The sequence below is a fragment of the Pantoea sp. Ap-967 genome (assembly GCF_011752565.1).
Taxonomy (GTDB): domain Bacteria; phylum Pseudomonadota; class Gammaproteobacteria; order Pseudomonadales; family Pseudomonadaceae; genus Aquipseudomonas.
In genome coordinates this window covers 100,148-117,792 of the sequence record NZ_VWXK01000002.1, presented here as the reverse complement: position 1 = coordinate 117,792, position 17,645 = coordinate 100,148, and the positions used below count along the sequence as shown (strand labels likewise).

At 67.8% G+C, this 17,645-nt stretch carries 18 protein-coding genes; 11 read left to right on the top strand and 7 right to left on the bottom strand.

From position 1 onward, the window contains the following. Window positions 1-42: 42 nt before the first annotated feature. Together F3J45_RS03020 and F3J45_RS03015 are read left to right on the top strand one after the other, a co-directional pair. Entirely contained in the window at window positions 43-942 is a 900-nt protein-coding gene (locus F3J45_RS03020; protein ID WP_167057139.1) for a LysR family transcriptional regulator, read from the top strand. A gap of 112 nt (window positions 943-1,054) precedes the next feature. Further along, on the top strand, window positions 1,055-2,254 hold the full coding sequence (locus F3J45_RS03015; protein ID WP_167057137.1) for an MFS transporter: 1,200 nt from the start codon (window positions 1,055-1,057) through the stop codon (window positions 2,252-2,254). Between the two features lie 23 nt (window positions 2,255-2,277). On the opposite strand, the gene F3J45_RS03010 is transcribed toward F3J45_RS03015, so the two are convergent. Further along, window positions 2,278-2,889: a LysE family translocator gene (locus F3J45_RS03010; RefSeq protein WP_167057134.1), complete on the bottom strand. Its 612-nt coding sequence runs from the start codon at window positions 2,887-2,889 to the stop codon at window positions 2,278-2,280. A 99-nt stretch (window positions 2,890-2,988) separates the two neighbouring features. Here F3J45_RS03010 and F3J45_RS03005 point away from each other — a divergent pair, with 99 nt between their 5' ends. Further along, window positions 2,989-3,987, top strand: coding sequence for a GlxA family transcriptional regulator (locus F3J45_RS03005; RefSeq protein ID WP_167057131.1), 999 nt, complete (start codon window positions 2,989-2,991; stop codon window positions 3,985-3,987). Here F3J45_RS03005 and F3J45_RS03000 read toward each other — a convergent pair. From F3J45_RS03000 to F3J45_RS02985, 4 genes are all read right to left on the bottom strand, one after another. Continuing rightward, window positions 3,954-4,805 carry a CAP domain-containing protein gene (locus tag F3J45_RS03000; protein WP_167057128.1) on the bottom strand — a complete coding sequence of 284 codons (852 nt, stop codon included), beginning with the start codon at window positions 4,803-4,805 and terminating at the stop codon, window positions 3,954-3,956. The genes F3J45_RS03005 and F3J45_RS03000 overlap by 34 nt on opposite strands. A 166-nt stretch (window positions 4,806-4,971) precedes the next feature. After that, the gene (locus F3J45_RS02995; RefSeq protein WP_205300371.1) at window positions 4,972-5,460 is read right to left on the bottom strand and encodes a cell wall hydrolase; all 489 of its coding nucleotides are present in this window, start codon (window positions 5,458-5,460) and stop codon (window positions 4,972-4,974) included. 156 nt (window positions 5,461-5,616) lie between these two features. Continuing rightward, complete coding sequence (locus F3J45_RS02990) at window positions 5,617-6,534, bottom strand: AEC family transporter (protein WP_167057123.1); 918 nt, start codon at window positions 6,532-6,534, stop codon at window positions 5,617-5,619. 101 nt (window positions 6,535-6,635) lie between these two features. Then, the gene (locus F3J45_RS02985) at window positions 6,636-7,499 is read right to left on the bottom strand and encodes a LysR family transcriptional regulator (protein WP_167057120.1); all 864 of its coding nucleotides are present in this window, start codon (window positions 7,497-7,499) and stop codon (window positions 6,636-6,638) included. A gap of 125 nt (window positions 7,500-7,624) precedes the next feature. Between F3J45_RS02985 and sodC the strand changes: the two genes are divergently transcribed. Beyond that, window positions 7,625-8,140 carry a superoxide dismutase family protein gene (gene sodC, locus F3J45_RS02980; RefSeq protein WP_167057117.1) on the top strand — a complete coding sequence of 172 codons (516 nt, stop codon included), beginning with the start codon at window positions 7,625-7,627 and terminating at the stop codon, window positions 8,138-8,140. 151 nt (window positions 8,141-8,291) lie between these two features. On the opposite strand, the gene F3J45_RS02975 is transcribed toward sodC, so the two are convergent. Together F3J45_RS02975 and gspI are read right to left on the bottom strand one after the other, a co-directional pair. Next, window positions 8,292-9,212 carry a LysR substrate-binding domain-containing protein gene (locus F3J45_RS02975; RefSeq protein ID WP_167057112.1) on the bottom strand — a complete coding sequence of 307 codons (921 nt, stop codon included), beginning with the start codon at window positions 9,210-9,212 and terminating at the stop codon, window positions 8,292-8,294. 89 nt (window positions 9,213-9,301) lie between these two features. Beyond that, complete coding sequence (gene gspI / locus F3J45_RS02970; RefSeq protein ID WP_205299886.1) at window positions 9,302-9,676, bottom strand: type II secretion system minor pseudopilin GspI; 375 nt, start codon at window positions 9,674-9,676, stop codon at window positions 9,302-9,304. 146 nt (window positions 9,677-9,822) lie between these two features. Between gspI and gspG the strand changes: the two genes are divergently transcribed. Genes gspG through gspF form a run of 7 tightly spaced genes read left to right on the top strand, consistent with a single transcriptional unit; the run spans window position 9,823 to window position 17,631 of the window. Continuing rightward, window positions 9,823-10,269 (top strand): type II secretion system major pseudopilin GspG, encoded by a 447-nt coding sequence (gene gspG / locus F3J45_RS02965; RefSeq protein WP_167057107.1) that lies wholly within the window; start codon window positions 9,823-9,825, stop codon window positions 10,267-10,269. Between the two features lie 6 nt (window positions 10,270-10,275). Next, the gene (gspK, locus tag F3J45_RS02960) at window positions 10,276-11,220 is read left to right on the top strand and encodes a type II secretion system minor pseudopilin GspK (RefSeq protein ID WP_205300370.1); all 945 of its coding nucleotides are present in this window, start codon (window positions 10,276-10,278) and stop codon (window positions 11,218-11,220) included. Continuing rightward, window positions 11,217-12,152 carry a type II secretion system protein GspL gene (gene gspL, locus F3J45_RS02955; protein ID WP_167057104.1) on the top strand — a complete coding sequence of 312 codons (936 nt, stop codon included), beginning with the start codon at window positions 11,217-11,219 and terminating at the stop codon, window positions 12,150-12,152. Before gspK ends, gspL begins: the two co-directional genes overlap by 4 nt. Further along, a complete protein-coding gene (gspM, locus tag F3J45_RS02950; RefSeq protein WP_167057101.1) occupies window positions 12,142-12,636 on the top strand; it encodes a type II secretion system protein GspM in 495 nt (164 codons plus the stop codon). The genes gspL and gspM overlap by 11 nt, the downstream gene beginning before the upstream one ends. After that, window positions 12,633-15,011 carry a type II secretion system secretin GspD gene (gene gspD, locus F3J45_RS02945; RefSeq protein ID WP_167057099.1) on the top strand — a complete coding sequence of 793 codons (2,379 nt, stop codon included), beginning with the start codon at window positions 12,633-12,635 and terminating at the stop codon, window positions 15,009-15,011. The genes gspM and gspD overlap by 4 nt, the downstream gene beginning before the upstream one ends. After that, window positions 15,008-16,426 (top strand): type II secretion system ATPase GspE, encoded by a 1,419-nt coding sequence (gene gspE / locus F3J45_RS02940; RefSeq protein ID WP_167057096.1) that lies wholly within the window; start codon window positions 15,008-15,010, stop codon window positions 16,424-16,426. Before gspD ends, gspE begins: the two co-directional genes overlap by 4 nt. Continuing rightward, window positions 16,426-17,631, top strand: a complete 1,206-nt coding sequence (gene gspF, locus F3J45_RS02935; protein ID WP_167057093.1) for a type II secretion system inner membrane protein GspF — start codon at window positions 16,426-16,428, stop codon at window positions 17,629-17,631. The genes gspE and gspF overlap by 1 nt, the downstream gene beginning before the upstream one ends. Window positions 17,632-17,645: the final 14 nt, after the last annotated feature.

The window sequence follows — 17,645 nt, the reverse complement described above, 5'->3', positions numbered from 1 at the left end:
GTGGATTGTAGGACTGTTCCGATTTTGCGGATCGGGGTTCCCATGGACAAGTTCCTGGCGATGAAGATGTTCAGCACCACCGTCGATGCCCGGGGCTTTTCCGCCGCTGCGCGCAAGCTGGGGGTCGCCACGTCTTCGGTCACCCGCCTGGTCGACGCGCTGGAGGCCGAGTTGGGTACCACCTTGCTCAACCGCTCCACGCGCCAGGTCAGCCTGACCGAAGCGGGGGCGCGCTACTATGACCGCACGCGGGAAATCTTCGAAGCGCTCGACGAGGCCGATGCCAGCGTGGCCGACCGTGGCGAGGAGCCGGTTGGCGTGCTGCGCCTGTGCATGCCGGTGGAATTCGGCCGGCGGGTCATCGCGCCGCACCTGGGGGCCTTCCTGGCGCGCCACCCGGCCTTGGAGTTGGACATCGACATGAGCGACCGCCTCGACGACCTGCTCGACGGCCGTTACGACCTGTCGATTCGCCTTGGCGACCCCTCGCCAAACGAGGAACTGGTGTGCCGGCCACTGGGGCGTTTCCAGCGTTGGCTGGTGGCAAGCCCGGCCTACCTGGCCGGGCGCGAAAGCGTGCAGCACCCCGAGCAACTGAGCGACCACGCCTGCCTGCGCTTTCGTTACGGGCAAAAAGCCAAGGCCTGGCGCTTGCGCCGCGGCGAAACCCAGTTGGAACTGGAGGTGACGGGCCCCCTGCGCAGCGCCAACGCCGACCTGCTGCGCGAGGCCACCCTCGCCGGTAGCGGCATCGCCCTGCTGGCCGACTGGCTGGTGCGCGAGGATGTGGCTGCCGGGCGCCTGCAGCGGCTGCTGCCCGACTGGCAGGCCAGCCCCGGGGCGGCCAATGACAGCATCAACGCCCTGTATTTGCCCAACCATCGCGGCTCGCGCCGGGTCAGCGCCTTCATCGCCTTTTGCGAAGGCTTGCTGGCACCCTGAGCGCGGCCGTTGCGCCTGGCGCAAAGCCCCGTTGCAGCAGGGCCGGATTCACTCGCCAGGCGCCGCCCGGTAAGGTGCCCGGCATATTCCACCCAATGCCGAGGACCCTCGCATGAATCCCTCCCTTGCCGCCGCCCAGCCTGCCCATGGCGGGCTGAGCCGCACCCTGGTCACGCTGCTGGCATTCTGCTGCGGCGCGATCGTCGCCAACATCTACTACGCCCAACCCATCGTCGGCCTGATCGCCCCGGACCTGGGCTTGTCCCATGAGCACGCCAGCCTGATCGTGTCGTTGACCCAGCTGGGCTACGCCCTGGGCCTGCTGTTGCTGGTGCCGCTGGCCGACCTTGTGGAAAACCGCCGCCTGATGATCGTCACGGCGATGCTGGCCTGTGCCGCGTTGCTGCTGGCAGGCACCAGCCGCAGCGGCCAGGGCCCATTGTTCCTGGCCTATGCCTTGCTGATCGGCTTCAGTTCGGTGGCGGTGCAAATGCTGATTCCGCTGGCGGCGCACCTGGCGCCGGAGCAACAGCGTGGCCGCGTGGTCGGCAACATCATGGGTGGCCTGCTGCTCGGCATCCTGCTGGCGCGGCCACTGTCCAGCCTGGTGGCCGATCACTTCGGCTGGCGCACGGTGTTCATCGGCGCAGCCGTGCTGATGCTGGCGATCATCCTGCTGCTGGCGCAGACCTTGCCGCGCCGGGTGCCAGAGCACAAGGCCAGCTATGCCGGCCTGATGGCGTCGATGGTTGCCCTGTTGCGTCGCTACCCGGTGCTGCGCCAGCGCTCGCTGTACCAGGCGTTGATGTTCGCTGCCTTCAGCCTGTACTGGACGGCCGTGCCGCTGGCCCTGGCCGCTGAACATGGCCTGTCGCAAAGCCAGATCGCCCTGTTCGCCCTGGTGGGCGCGGTGGGCGCCATCGCCGCGCCCATGGCCGGGCGCCTGGCCGATGCCGGCCATGCCCGCGCCGGCTCGCTGCTGGCCCTGGTGCTAGCCCCCGCAGCGCTGCTGATCGGCCTCACCACGCCGGGCTACAGCGTGGTCGGCCTGGGCCTGACCGGTGTGCTGCTGGACTTCGCGGTGCAGATGAACATGGTGATTGGCCAACGCGAGGTGTACGCGCTGGACCCAGCCGGCCGCGGGCGGCTGAACGCGCTGTACATGACCAGCATCTTCCTGGGCGGCGCGCTAGGCTCGGCAGTGGCCAGCGTGGTGTTTGCCCAGTATGGCTGGCAAGGTGTGGCGTTGGTCGGCGCCGCCTTGCCGGGCCTGGCGCTGGTGATCTTCCTGGCGGTTTCCCGGCGGGCCTGACAAGGCCCCCGTCGGCGGCAGGTTCAGCGGCCCAGCGGCAGGGCCACGCCAATCACGGCGAACAGGCCGCCGCAGCAGCGATTGAAACCCTTGCCGCCCTTTGCCAGCCATGGCCGGATGCGAAACGCCAGGCGCGCCAGCAGGTACTCCACCATGCACTCTACGCTGGCAAAGGTCGCGGCCATGATTGCGAACTGCAGCAACAGCCCCCGCTGCGGGTCGATGAACTGTGGCAGGAACGCCCCATAGAACAGCAGCACCTTGGGGTTGGCCAGGGCCGACAGCAGCCCCTGACGGAACAGGCCCGCGTTGCCCAGGCGCGCCGTCCGCTCGCTGACTTCCAGGTGCAGGGCAGGGCTGCGCCACAGCTGAATACCCAGCCACACCAGGTAGGCGCCGCCCACCCATTTGAGCACCGTCAGCACCGAAGCAGACGCCTGCAGCAAGGCGGTCAGGCCAAACATCGCCAGGGCAATGAGTGCACTGAAGCCAAACACCCCGCCAACAATGGTGAACAGCGTGCGGCGTGCGCCATACAGCGCGCCGTGGGTCAGCGCCAACAGGCTGTTGGGCCCAGGAGTCAGCGACAGGCCGATGCTCGCCAACAGGTAGATGAGCCAGGTATTGAGTGCCATGAAAAGTACCTCGCGAACGTTCAGGGGCTCAGTCTAAGGGACAGTGGCAAAAGTGCAGGGTATGATCTGGACGTTCAATGGTGCTTTCTGGACATCGCCATGCCCGCCGACATCCGCCTGCTGATTCTGCCGTTGCCCGACTTCGCCTTGCTCCCCTTCGGTGCGTTTCTCGACAAGCTGCGTTTTAGCGCCGATGACGAAGACTACAGCCAGCAGCGCTACTGCAGCTGGACCCTCGCCGGGCTGACCGGGGAAGCGGTGCCCTCCAGCAGCGGTGCGGTGCTGCAAGTCGAGGCCAATGCACATGAACTCAACCTGGCCGAGTACGACTACCTGGTGCTGTTCGGCAGCCGCAATGCCAGCGCCACTGCCGCCCTGGCACCCGTTTGCCAGCGCCTGCTCAAGCGCGCAGCCAAGGCCGGCCTGCAGTTGGTCGCCATCGACAATGCGGCCTTTCTGTTGGCTGCCTGCGGTTTGCTCGACGGGCGCAAGGTGGTGGTGCATTGGCGCCATGAAGCAGAGTTTCGCGCCGCCTTTCCCCAGCTGCAGGTGCTGCGCGAGCAGTTGTATTGCATCGACGCGGGGCGCATCACCTGCGCCGGTGGCACGGCCGCCATCGACCTCGCCGTGGCCCTTTTGGCGCAAGCCTGCGGCCGCGCCCGGGCGCTCAAGGGCCTGGCCGATATGCTGGTGGACGAGTCGCGTGACAGCCGCCATGCCTTGCGCTCGCTGGACGCTGACGCCGGGCATGGGCGCCAGGTGCAGCGGGCGCTGGCGCTGATGCGCCATCACCTGGGGGCGCGCGCGTCCATTGAACAGCTGGCGGCCGAACTGGGCATCAGCCGCCGCCAGCTCGACCGCCAGTTCCAGGCCAGCCACGGCATGACCGCCAAGGCCTGGTGGCAGGAGATGCGCCTGCAGCAGGCCCGTTGGCGGCTGGTCAACTCAAGCCATAGCCTTGCGCAGATCGCCGATGAAGTGGGCCTGGGGGATGCCAGCTACCTGGGCAAGTGCGTGCGCCAGCGCTTTGGCTGCACCGCGTTGGCGCTGCGCAGCCAGGGCGCTTATTGCGGCGTGCCGAACAACCCGGTCCAGTAGATGCCCGCGTCGCTTTTAGGGTCTACGGCGTAGGCGGCGCCCATTTCGCGGTAGTCTGGGTTCATCAGCGTCGCGCAGTGCCCGGGGCTGGCCAGCCAGCCGTCGACCACCTTCTGCGCCGAGTCACGCCCGGCGGCAATGTTCTCGCCAATCTGCTGATACAAGTAGCCGGCAAGTTCGGCGCGGTCGCCCGGCGTGCGCCCGTCCTTGTCGATATGGTCGAAGAAATTCTGGTTGGCCATGGCCCGCGTGTGGTTAGCCGCCACCCCCGCCAGCACCGCGTTCCAGGCCAGCGGCGCGGCCGCGGCGAACGGCTGGCCGCCGCATTGGCGCGGCGCCCTGCGCGCGACGTTGATCGCCTGCAGCAGCTTCTGCCCTTCGGCCTGCCAGTCGCCCAGGCGCCCGCTGAGCAGTGGCCGGGCGAGCACGATGCGCCAGTCGCGGCCCTCCTGGCTGACACCGATATCGACGAACTGCGGGTCGAGCACCACCTGGCAGAAGCTTTCCTCGATGGCGTGCATGGCCGCACGCGCATCACGCGGGCCTGACAAGCTGATGGCCTGAACGTTGACCATCGGGTAGGCCGCACGGCTCATGGCCTGCTGCAGGTCACGGGTGCCTTCCGGCGACAGCGCAAGGCGCGTGTCGCTGTTCAACGGCGGCAGCTCCAGCGAAGCCTCGCCGCCACAGCGCTGGGCCTGGCTACGGTAGACGTTGATCGTATCGATCAGCTGCGCCTCTTCGCCGGTGACGGCCAAGGCTCCGGTCGACAACACCAGGCCCAGCGACAAGGCGGCAACGGATGACAGGACGCGCATGTGGATCTCCCTGTGACTGGCAGCGTCTTGGTATGCGCTGCTCATCCTACACAAGCCAGAGGCGTTTGGCCCGGTCTTGTGCAAAGCAATGAAAACGCCCGCAAAAAGCCTGCGGGCGGTAAAAGAGGGAGTAGACCGGCGAACGTCGGAAAAGTGCGATGGCGCCTCAGCGGGCCAGTGACTGGTTCGGTTTGTAGAACAGGAAATGCTGGGTCTGGGCCGTCTTGCGGTAGGCCTTGGCCCAGTCGGGGTGCACATTGCGGTCGTGGAAGTACAGCGCACCGCCGGTGGTGTCCTTCAGTTGCTGGTTCAGGGCCTTGCGGGCGATTTCCTTGGCCACGTCATAGCGCTGTGGCTCCTCGACCTGGTCGGAGCGCCCATCGCACCACCAGGAAAACTGGCAGGCCTTGTGCTCCACGCCCTGCTTGACCACACCGCAGATGGTGTCGGGGAAGCCGTCATGGCCCAGGCGGTTGATCACCACGCTGGCCACTGCGCTCATGTCCTCGGAGTCGGCGCCCTTGGCTTCCCAATAGATGGTGCGCGCAAGGCAGGTGATGCTGTCGTCCAGCGGCGCCTGGCCTGCCGGGTCCACCGCCTGTACTTCGCTGGGTGTGATGGTTTCGGCCTTTTTCGGTGGAGGGGCGTCTTCCACCACCTTTTTCTCAAGTTCGTGTGCCTTGTCTTCGGCTACTGCAGCCTTGGCTGTGTCCGCCGCATGAACAGGCCCAATGACGAGGGCCGCGAAAACAGCAATCAGCATCAGGCACGGGCGCATGGTCGAGCTTCCAAGGGTGGGCTGCTGCTCAGTCTAGCCAAGCGAAAGCATTAACACCAAAGGTAATGTCAAGGCTGCAGCCACGGTTTGCAGGGCGATGATGGTCGCCATCAGCGGCGCATTGCCGCCCATCTGCCGCGCCATCACGTAGGACGAAGAGGCCGTCGGCAACGCCTGGAACAACACCGCCACCACCGCCGCCTGGCCGCCCAGCCCGAGCAGGCGGCACAGGCCCCAGGTGGTCAGCGGCATCACCAGGAACTTGAACGCCGACGCGGCCACCAGCGGCTTTACCTGCTGGCCCAGGCTGGCGCCACCCAGGGCGGCGCCCACGCACAGCAGGCCCAGGGGCAGGGCGGCCTGGCCCAGCGCTTTTACCGTCGGTTCAAGCCCAGCAGGCAGGCCCAGCCCCGTCACCCGCAGCAGCAGGCCGCCGGCGCAGCCAACGATCAGCGGGTTGGCGAAGATCGCTCGCAGCACCGTGGCCGGCGAGCTGTGGCGGGCACTGAAGCGGGCGAACACCAGTACGCAAAGCAGGTTCACCAGCGGCACGATGGAGGCGTTGGCCACTGCCGCCAGGGCAATCCCCGCGCTGCCATACAGCCCGGCAGCGAGGGTGGCGCCGATATAGTTGTTGAAGCGCACACCGCCCTGGAACACCGACGTGAAGTCGGCGCCATCATGGCTGGCAGCGCCTTGGTACAGCACCAGCAACAAGGCGCCGAGCACGGTCGAGAGCATCAGCACACCAACCATGCCCAGCACCGGCACGCCTTCCAGGTTGGCGGTGGCCAGGCCGTGCAGGAACAGGCAGGGCAGCAGCACGTAGTAGCTCAGGCGCTCGGCGCCCGGCCAGAAACTCTCGGCGAGAAAGCCGCGCACGCGCAGGAACGTGCCCAGGGCGATCAGCAGGATGATGGGAAGCAGCGTGGTCACTAGCAGAGGGAGCATGAAGGTGCGTTCCGAGGTCGGGTACGGCTGAGGTTAACGTGAACGACCGGTTGGTAAAAACGCTGATTTCTGCACTGACCATTGAGAAAAACTGCAGGGTTTCAGGCGTCCAGTGCCGTCTTGAGCACTGCCGTCAGGTGTCGCCGCTGGCTTTTTTCATGCTCCAACAGCACCACCCGGCGCCTGAGTTGCGGCTGGCCAAAGGGCAGGCAGGTGGCCGGGGGCAGGCGCTGCAGGTCTTCGTCGGACATGGGAATGATCGCCACCCCCAGGCCCATCACCGCCATGCGCGCCAGCGCTTCCTGGCTGTCCAGCTCCATCTGCTCGCTGACCTGCAGGTGCTGGCGGCGCAGTTCCTGTTCGATCTGCCGCCCGGCCCAGGCGCGTTTGTCGAAGCGCAGGAACGGCTGGCTGGCCAGTAACTGCGGCACGCTCTGGCCGCTCAGTTCAGGGCTGGCGATGGCCCAGAAGCGGTCTTCGAACAGTGGGATGTAGCCCAGGCTCTGCGGGTAGGGGCTGACCGGCTCGGTGGTGATTGCAGCGTCCAGCTCACCGTCCTCGACCCGCCGCGCCAGCTCCGCCGACATGCCCGAGGCCACGCTGATGTGCAGGTCCGGGTGGTGCGCCTTGATCCACACCAGCGCCTTGGGCAGGCGCCGCGCCAGCACCGTGTGAATCGCCCCCAGGCGCAGCCGGCCACGCAGGCTTGGGCCACTGGCCAGGGCGTCGGCCAGTTCCTCGTAGGCGGCCAGCAGGCTTTCGGCCCGGGCCACGGCCAGTTGCCCCGCCTCGGTCAGCACCACTTGGCGGCGGCTGCGGTCGAACAGGCTGACCTGCAGTTCATCCTCCAGGGTCTTGATGTGCAGGCTCACTGCCGAGGGGGTGAGGCTGAGCAAGTCGGCAGCACGGGCGAAAGTGCCGTGGCGGGCGATGGTCACCAGGGTGCGCAGGGCTTTGAGGGACACGCAGGGCGGCTCCGGGCAGAGGGAAGTGTTTCAGTCTGTGGCCGGATGGAATGGCTGGCAAGCTGCGCAGTCCCACCTGTTACGTGGGGACGACACCCGTTAAGCCAATGCCATGGAGACACCCGATGAAAGCAATCATTTTTACCACGCTTCTGGCCACCGCCGGCCTTGCCCAGGCCGCGCAGACTGTGGAGCTGAAGCTGGCCGGCGCCGATGGCCCAGGCAAGTCGATCGGCACCGTCAGCATCGAGCAGAATAAATACGGCACATTGCTTACCCCCAACCTCAAGGACCTGCCGCCTGGCATTCACGGTTTCCACCTGCACCAGAACCCCTCCTGCGCGCCAGCCCAGGACAATGGCAAGGCGGTGCCCGCCGGGGCAGCGGGTGGCCACTGGGACCCGGCTGGCAGCAACGCCCACAAAGGCCCTTATGACGACAGCGGCCACCGTGGGGACTTGCCCGCGCTCTATGTCGCAGCCGATGGCAGGGCCACCTATCCGGTGCTGGCGCCGCGCTTGAAAGCCACCGACTTCAAGGGCCACGCCCTGATGGTGCATGCCGGCGGCGACAACCACAGCGACCACCCCGAAAAGCTCGGCGGCGGCGGGGCCCGCGTGGCCTGCGGGGTGGTCGATTAACCCCTGAGCCTTGCAAAAATCCGGTAGGAGCGAGCGCAGCTCGCGATGCGGTTCCACAGGCAAGTTGATACCTTGAGGCCTGTTGCACCTGGCCGATCGCATCGCGAGCTTTGCTCGCTCCTACAGGGGCTTGCGGTGCGGCTGCTCGGGTTCAACTGCGCAACCAATCCACCAGGCCCAGCACCGTGCTCGTAGTTTCGCGCCCATGGGGCACCACCAAGTAATAGGCCTCCCGCGGCCTCACCACCAGGTCGGTCAACTTCACCAGTTCCCCCGACGCCAGCAGGTGATCGATCATCCGCCCCCAGCCCAGCGCCACCCCGTGCCCGTGCAATGCGGCCTGGATGGTATCGGTGTACAGGTGGCAGCGCAGCCGGTAATTGAGCTTGGGCGGGTGTTCGCCCAGCTCGCGGAACCAGGTGGGCCAGGTCATCCAGCCTTCTGTGGTGGCGTCGGCGTCGAGCAGGTCGGTGCCGTACAGCGCTTGCAGCGAGTCGGGTTCGCCATGGCGTGCCAGCCAGGCGGGCGAGCACACCGGGAAGATCTCCTCCTCGAACAAGTGCAAGGCCTGGCCATCCTTCCAGCGCCCATCGCCATAACGCACCAGCAGGTCGATGTCCGGGTTGCGCAAGTCGCCGGTAAACATCTGCGTGGCCAGGCGCAGGTGCACCTGGGGCATGGCCTCGCGCAGCCCGCTCAGGCGCGGCATCACCCGCAGATGGCTGAAGGTGGCGGTAGTGCTCAGCACCAGTTCCTGCTCGTTGTTGCCTTCGCTGAGCCGGTCGAACACCGTGGCCACCTTCTGCAGCGATTCGGACAATACCGTGAACAGCGCCTGGCCCTCGCTGGTCAGGCGGATGCCACGGTGCAGCCGCTGGAACAGCTGCACGTTCAGGTTTTCCTCAAGTTGCCTGATCTGTTTGCTGACCGCCGCCTGGGTAACCCCCAGCTCACGGGCGGCCAGGGTGAAGCTGGCGTGGCGCGCCACCGCTTCGAATTCGAGCAGTGCGGTCATCGAGGGGATGATGCGCCGGTAGCCCTTGTGCGTATTGCCATGTTCTTGTGTTTTCATGCGACGTCCTGGCAAGGCGCGACGCGCTGGTCCGCATCGCGCGGGCACAGTGGCAGAAAAACGGCCAGGGCGATAGGGCCAGGTCGCGCTCAGCCGGGGCTTGGCAACACCGATTGCAAGCGTGCCAGCGCCGAGCCTTCGCGGCCAGCCTCGAACACCTGCACTGTCACCTGGGCCAACCCACCCGGTCCAGCCACGATGCGCTGCTCACAACGCAGCTGCAAGCGCCCCTGGTCGCATGGGTACAGGCGCACGCCCGGGCGCGCGGTGCCTTCCAGGCGCAGCTCGGCCAGGCGGCTTTGCGCCGCCAGCAGGGCCAGCGACTTGTCGCGCAGCAGGCCATTGCCCTGGGTCATCAACCCGGTGGCGCGAACCGCGGCGGCCATGGCCACGGCAATGATGGTCAGGGCCACCAGCACTTCGATCAGGGTAAAGCCACCCTGGCGGCCAGGCAGGTTGCGCACGGTGTTCGCTCGGCACGGAAAAATCCGCAGTCTAGAGCGCTGGGTTGACCCTTTTGCGACGAGAACACCCGAGCTTTTTCAATATCGGTGACATACCGCCTTGCCACAATCGGCCCCCGACTCGAACTCACGCAAGGAATGCCGAGATGCAGATCGCCCGCCGCCGCCCCACAGCCCGCCGCTTGCGCGAGCAAGGCTTCACCCTGATCGAGATCATGGTGGTGGTGGTCATCCTCGGCATCCTCGCGGCCATGGTCGTGCCCAAAGTGCTCGATCGCCCCGACCAGGCCCGCGCCACCGCCGCCCGCCAGGACATCGCCGGGCTGATGCAGGCGCTCAAGCTCTACCGCCTGGACAACGGCAGCTACCCGAACCAGAACCAGGGCCTAAAGGTGCTGGCCGAGAAACCCGCGCAGGCCAAGGACGGCCAATGGCGTTCCTACCTCGACCGCCTGCCCAACGACCCCTGGGGCCGCCCTTACCAGTACCTGAACCCCGGTGCGAACGGCGAGATCGACGTGTTCTCCCTCGGCGCCGACGGCCAGGCTGGCGGCGAAGGGGTGAACAGTGACATCGGTTCCTGGCAGCTTTGATCGGCCATGGCCAAGGCACGGCAAGGCGGCATGGCCGTCATCAGCGCCTTGCTGATCGCCGCCGTGGTGGCGGTGATCGCCGGCGGCATGATCGAGCGCCAGGGCCTGTTCACCCAGCAGGTGGAAAACCGCCAGTTGGCGTTGCAGGGCCAGTGGGCCCTGGAAGGCGGCCTGCAGGGTGGGCGAGCGCTGTTGCGCGAGCAACGCCAGCGCGACCGGCTGGTGCGCAACGGCCAGCCCTGGAGCCAGCCGCAGCCACTGGCGGCCGGCCTTGAAGGGCGCCTTGAAGACGAGCAGGGCAAGTTCAACCTACGCAACCTGGTGATCGAGGGGCAGGTCAATGAGCCCGCCGTCGCCACCTTGCGCCGCCTGTGCGGCTTGATTGGCCTCGAAGAACGCCTGGCCAGCGCCATCATCGAACGGGTGGTCGGCAGTTATCCGCAGCGCCCAGCGCAGCCCGAAAACGCCGCCGCGCAGGGCCTTGAAAGCGGCCGCCTGACCAGCCCGGCCAGCGCCGCCGCACCGCGCCCGGCCAAGTACCCGATGCTGCGCGACCTTTCCCCGCTGGCTTCGCTCAAGGGCATGCGCAACGACGATTTCCAGCGCCTGCGCCGCGTCGTCACCGTGCTGCCGGCGCTGACCTGGGTCAACGGCAATACCGCCAGCGCCGAAGTGCTCGCCGCCCAGGTGCCGGGCCTGTCGCTGCAGCAGGCCGCCACACTGGTGGCCGAGCGCGACAGCGGCCACTGGTTCATCAACCGCGGCGATTTCGTCAACCGCCTGCGCATGCCGCAGCTGGTCGACAGCACTGTGCAAGTCGGCATCGACAGCGACTGGTTCCGCTGGCATGGCCAGGCGCGCCAGGGCAGCCGGGTGCTGCGCATGGAGGCGCTGTTGCGCCAGCACGAGGGCCAGTTGCCAGACGTGATCTGGACGAGGGTGGGCGCATGAGCAACGTACTGGACATCCAACTGCCGCCACTGGCTGCGCTCACGCCACAGTCAGCGCTGAGTTACCGCCTGGCCGACCGCCAGGGCAAGCCGTTGGCCGAGGGCAGCGCCAGCCGCGCCCAGCTCCCTGCAGCCTGCAAGGGCGCCGCGTGGCGCCTGCACCTGCATGGCGATGACAGCCTGGCGCTGGCCATCGCGCTGCCGCCGTTAACGGGCAAGCGCCTGGACGCGGCCGTGCAGTGCGCGGTGCAGGGCCTGGTGCTGGGCGATGCCAGCAAACTGCACGTGGCCCACGGGGCGCGCCAGGCCGATGGCCGGGTGGCGGTGGCGTGGCTGGGGCGGCGCGAACTGGAGGGCCTGCAGGGCTGGTTGCAGGGCGAGCGGGTCAAGCTCGGCGGGCTGTTCCCACAACCCGCCGATGGCTTGCCCAGCGTCGACCTCAGCGCTGGCTTGCGCGGGCCATCCCAGCGCTTGGCTTGGGCGCCGGTGGCGGCAGTCTGGGCCGGCGCGCTGCTGGTCTGGTGCCTGGGGCTGAATGTGTACGCAGCCCGTGTCGCCAGCGAAGGTGAACAGTTGCGCCAGGCCATGGTCACCCGGGTGCAGCAGGCGTTCCCGCAGTTGCCGGTGGTGCTCAACCCGCTGCAGCAGGCGCGCCAGCAAGTGCAGGCCGGGCAGGGCGGGGAGGGCTATGCCCGCCTGCTGGGCGCCGCCGTGCAGAGCATGCCGTTCCTGGCCGGCAACGTGGCGGCCCTGGACTATCAGGACGGTGCCCTGCGCATCACCACCGCCTCGCCGGTCAAGGCCGCCGAAGGCTGGCAGGCGCAGTTGGCCGAACAGGGCATTCACGCCGACATCGCAGAAAACGGCTGGACCCTGCGTTCGGGGCCGGCACCCGAGGCCACCGCACAACAGGAGTTGGCCCATGTCGACTAAAGCGCGCCTGGCCCAGTTGCAGCAACGCTGGCAAGCCCTGGCCCCCCGCGAACGGCGGGCCTTGCTGCTCGCCGCTGGCCTGTTGAGCCTGCTGTTCTGCTGGCAGGTGTTGATCGCCCCGGCCATGGCCCGGCTCGACCATTGGGCCGTCGAAACCCCCAAGCTGCGCGGCCAGGCCCAGGCGCTCGATGCGCTGCTTGGCCAGCGCCCGGCGCAGTTGGACCTTCAGGTGCTACAGCAAAGCCTCGACCAGGCCGGCCTGCCATCGACGCTGCACGAGGAGGCCCCCGGCCAATGGACCCTCGCCTGGCAACAGGCCCCGGCCGAGGCCGCCATGGCCTGGCTGCAGCAGGCACCGGCCAGCCTCGGCGTCACCATCAGCCAGCTGCATGTGCGCCGCGACCCTGCAGCCAGCCGCAGCGCCGCCACTTTTTCAGGAACGCTTCGCATGGAACAGGCGCCCGCCGCTAAGGACCCTTCATGATGTACACCGGATCGCCACGCCCGAACGCCCGCCTGCTGCCCTTTGCGCCCTTGGCGCTGGCACTGGCCTTGAGCGCGTGCGCCACACCGCCACCGGCCAGCACGCCGATGGCCAGCAGCGAGCTGGGCAAACCGCTGGCCTACACCAGCCCGTCGCCCACCGCGCTGGACCGCCAGGCCCAGGCCTCGGCCAGCGCCCGCCCCGCCACCCGCAGCACACCGCCGCGAGTTGGCCAGCGCCATAGCCAGGGCAGTGCTGCGCCGGCCGCGGCCAACCCGCTGGGCGACCAGCCGGTACAACTGAATTTCGTCGATGCCGATATCCAGGCCGTGGTGCGCGGCCTGTCCCGCGCCACCGGCCGGCAGTTCCTGGTCGACCCACGGGTCAAGGGCCAGCTGACCCTGGTGTCCGAAGGCCAGGTGCCGGCCCGCCAGGCCTACGCCATGCTGCTCGGTGCCTTGCGGATGCAAGGCTTCAGCGTGGTCGATGTCGGCGGTGTCAGCCAAGTGGTGCCCCAGGCCGACGCCAAGTTGCTTGGCGGCGCGCTGGTGACGAGCGACCGCGATGCAGGCAACGGCATGGTCACCCGTACCTTCCGCCTGCAGTATGAGAACGCGGTCAACCTGATTCCGGTGCTGCGCCCGATCGTCTCCCCCGACAACCCGATCAACGCCTACCCCGGCAACAACACTATCGTGGTCACCGACTACGCCGAAAACCTCGAGCGGGTGGCGCAGATCCTCGACCGCGTCGACACCCCCAGCGCCATTGACACCGATGTGGTGCCGATCCAGAACGGCATCGCCAGCGACGTGGCCAGCATGGTCAGCGAACTGCTCGACAGCCAGGGCGCCGACCCTACCCAGAAGATCAGCGTGCTCGGCGACCCGCGTTCCAACAGCGTGGTGATTCGCGCCTCCAGCCCCGAGCGCACCCAGCTGGCCCGTGACCTGATCTTCAAGCTCGACAACGCCCAGAGCAACCCCGGCAACCTGCACGTGGTGTACCTGCGCAACGCCCAGGCCGACAAGCTTGCCCAGAGCCTGCGCGGGCTGCTGACCGGCGAAAGCGACAGCGGCCAGAACGACCAGGCACGGGCGATGCTCAGCGGTGGCGGCATGCTCTCGGGCAACAATGCCAACACCGGTAGCAGTACCAGCAGCAGCCAGAGCAGCAGCACCAGCAACTCCAGCGGCGGTATCACCCGCGCCAGCAACAACCTGGGCGCTGGCGCCACCCCCAATGGCTATGGCAACAACCTGGCCCAGGGCGAACAGGGCAGTGCCTTCTCCGCCGGTGGCGCCACCATCCAGGCCGACAAAACCACCAACACCCTGCTGATTTCCGCCCCCGAGCCGCTGTACCGCAGCCTGCGCGAGGTGATCGACCAGCTCGACCAGCGCCGCGCCCAGGTGGTGGTGGAAAGCTTGATCGTCGAAGTCGGCGAGGACCAGGCCAACGAATTCGGCATCCAGTGGCAGGCCGGCAACCTCGGTGGCAACGGTGCGTTCGGCGGTGCCAACCTCGGCGGCAGCGGGTTGACCAGCGGTGCCAGCAGCATCGACGTGCTGCCCAAGGGGCTGTCGGTGGGGGTGGTCGATGGCACGGTGAACATTCCCGGCATCGGCGAAGTGCTCGACCTGAAAGTGCTCGCCCACGCCCTCAAGAGCAAAGGCGGCAGCAACGTGCTGTCGACGCCCAACCTGCTGACCCTGGACAACGAGATGGCCAGCATCTTCGTCGGCCAGACCATCCCCTTCGTCAGCGGCCAGTACGTCACCGATGGCGGTGGCAACAGCAACAACCCGTTCCAGACCATCCAGCGCGAGGAAGTGGGCCTGCGCCTGAACGTGCGCCCGCAGATTTCCGAGGGCGGCACGGTCAAGCTCGATGTCTACCAGGAAGTCAGCAGTGTCGACGAGCGCGCCTCCAGCACCGCCGGCACGGTCACCAACAAGCGCGCCATCGACACCAGCATCCTGCTCGACGACGGCCAGATCATGGTGCTTGGCGGGCTGCTGCAGGACGGCTACAGCCAGACCAACGAAGGCATCCCATGGCTTTCCAGCCTGCCGGGTGTGGGCGCGCTGTTTCGCAGTGAGCGCCGTGCCATCAACAAGACCAACCTGATGGTGTTCCTGCGCCCGTACATCATTCGCGACGCCAGCGTCGGTCGCACCATCACCCGCAACCGCTACGACTTCATCCGCCGCGTCCAGGGCAACCTCAAGCCCGACCACAACTGGGCCCTACCGGACATGGACATGCCGTTGTTGCCGCCGGTGGAGCAGGGCGTGCCGCCCCAGGGCCGCGCTGACACCGGCGCACCGCGCGCGGCGATTCGCGCCGTGCCGGTCAGCGAGGTCAACCGGTGAGCCGCCTGCCTTACGCCTGGGCCAAGGCCCAGCGCCTGGTGCTGCGCAGCGAAGCCGAGCAGGCCGTGCTCGCCCACTGCCCGTCGAGCCCGGCCTGGGCCCTGGCCGAAGTGCGCCGGCAGTTCGGCACGGTCACCTGCCAGCCGCTGAGCGATGCGCAGATGGACCAGTTGCTGGTCAGCGCCTACGCCGACACCGGCAGTGCCGCCGCCGTGGTCGGCGCTGCCGAGAGCGAGGTCGACCTCGACCGCCTGTTGCAGGACATCCCCGAGGTCACCGACCTGCTCGAAGCCCAGGACGACGCGCCGGTGATCCGCATGATCAACGCCTTGCTCACCCAGGCCGCGCGCGACCAGGCCAGCGATATCCATATCGAACCGTTCGAAAGCCACTGCCTGGTGCGCTACCGGGTCGACGGCACTCTGCGCGACGTGGTTTCACCGCGCAAGGCGCTGCATGGCGCGCTGGTGTCGCGGATCAAGATCATGGCCCAGCTCGATATCGCCGAAAAGCGCCTGCCCCAGGACGGCCGCATTGCCCTGCGCGTGGCCGGGCGGCCAATCGACATTCGCGTCTCCACCGTGCCCACCGGGCACGGCGAGCGGGTGGTGATGCGCCTGCTCGACAAGCAGGCCGGGCGCCTGCGCCTGGAAGCCCTGGGCATGGACGCCACCTTGCTGGCGCGGCTCGACGGCCTGATCCACCAGCCCCATGGCATCGTGCTGGTCACCGGCCCCACCGGCTCGGGCAAAACCACCAGCCTGTACGCCGCCCTGGCGCGCTTGGACGCCAGCGTCAGCAACATCCTCACCGTCGAGGACCCGGTCGAGTACGACCTGCCGGGCATCAGCCAGATCCAGGTCAACTCACGCATCGACATGAGTTTCGCCGTGGCCCTGCGGGCGATCCTGCGCCAGGACCCGGACGTGATCATGATTGGTGAAATCCGCGACCTGGAAACCGCCCAGATCGCCGTTCAAGCGTCGCTCACCGGCCACTTGGTGCTGGCCACGTTGCACACCAACGACGCGGTGTCGGCGGTCAACCGCCTGGTCGACATGGGCGTGGAACCGTTCCTGCTGGCCTCGGCGCTGCTCGGCGTGCTGGCCCAGCGGCTGGTGCGGCGCCTGTGCACCCATTGCCGCGAACCCGACCCGGCCGCCCCGGGCCAGTACCGGGCAGTGGGCTGCGAGCACTGCAACCAGTGCGGCTACAGTGGCCGTACCGGCATTCACGAACTGTTCTGCGTCGATGACCAGGTGCGCAGCCTGGTGCACCAGGGCGCGGACGAGCAGGCCCTGCGCGCCGCCGCCCGCCAGGCCGGCATGCTCAGCATGCGCGAGGATGGCCAGCGTTGGGTCGACAGCGGCAGCACCTGCCTGGAAGAAATCCTGCGCGTAACACGGGACGCCTGATGAACCGCTACCGCTATGAAGCCGCCGACGCCCAAGGGCGCATCGTCAATGGCCTGCTCGAAGCCGACAGCAGCGCGGCGGCCATGGGCCAACTGCGCAGCCTGGGCCTCACCGCGCTGGCGGTCGAAGCCCAAGCCGCCGCCGGGCAGGGCGCCGGGCTGTTCAGCCCAAAACTCTCCGACGGCGACCTGGCCTGGGCCACCCGCCAACTGGCCAGCCTGCTCGCAGCCGGCCTGCCCCTGGAAGCGGCACTCGGCGCCACCCTGGAACAGGCCGAGCGCAAGCACATTGCCCAGGTGCTGGGCGCCGTGCGCGGCGATGTGCGCAGCGGCATGCGCCTGGCCGATGCCCTGGCCGAGCGCCCGCGCGACTTCCCCGACATCTACCGGGCGCTGGTGGCGGCGGGGGAGGAGTCCGGCGACCTGGCCCAGGTGATGGAGCGCCTGGCGGATTACATCGAAGACCGCAACACCCTGCGCGGCAAGATCCTCACGGCGTTCATCTACCCCGGCGTGGTCGGCCTGGTGTCGATCGGCATCGTCATCTTCCTGCTCAGCTACGTAGTGCCGCAGGTGGTCAGCGCCTTCACCCAGGCCCGCCAGGACCTGCCCGGGCTGACCCTGGCGATGCTCTCGGCCAGCGACTTCGTGCGCGAATGGGGGGTAGTGTGCTTCGCGCTCATGGCCGCAGCCCTGTGGGGGTGGCGGGTGTGGCTACGGGCACCGGCCGCACGCTTGGCGTGGCATTCACGGGTGTTGCGCCTGCCGCTGTTCGGGCGCTTCGTGCTGGGCCTGAACACCGCCCGTTTCGCCTCCACCCTGGCGATTCTCGGCAGCGCCGGCGTGCCGCTGCTACGGGCCCTGGAAGCCGCCCGGCAAACCCTGGGCAACGACCGCCTCGACCAATGCGTGAACGAAGCCACCGCCCGCGTGCGCGAAGGTGTGGGCCTGGCATCGGCGCTGGCGGTGGAAAAGGTCTTCCCGCCGTTGCTCATTCACCTGATCGCCAGCGGCGAGAAAACCGGCAACCTGCCGCCGATGCTCGACCGCGCCGCCGACAGCCTGGCCAAGGACATCGAACGCCGCGCCATGGGCATGACCGCGCTGCTCGAACCGTTGATGATCGTGGTCATGGGCGCCGTGGTGCTGCTGATCGTGATGGCCGTGCTGATGCCGATCATCGAGATCAACCAGCTGGTGCAATAAAGCCCGGAAAAAAC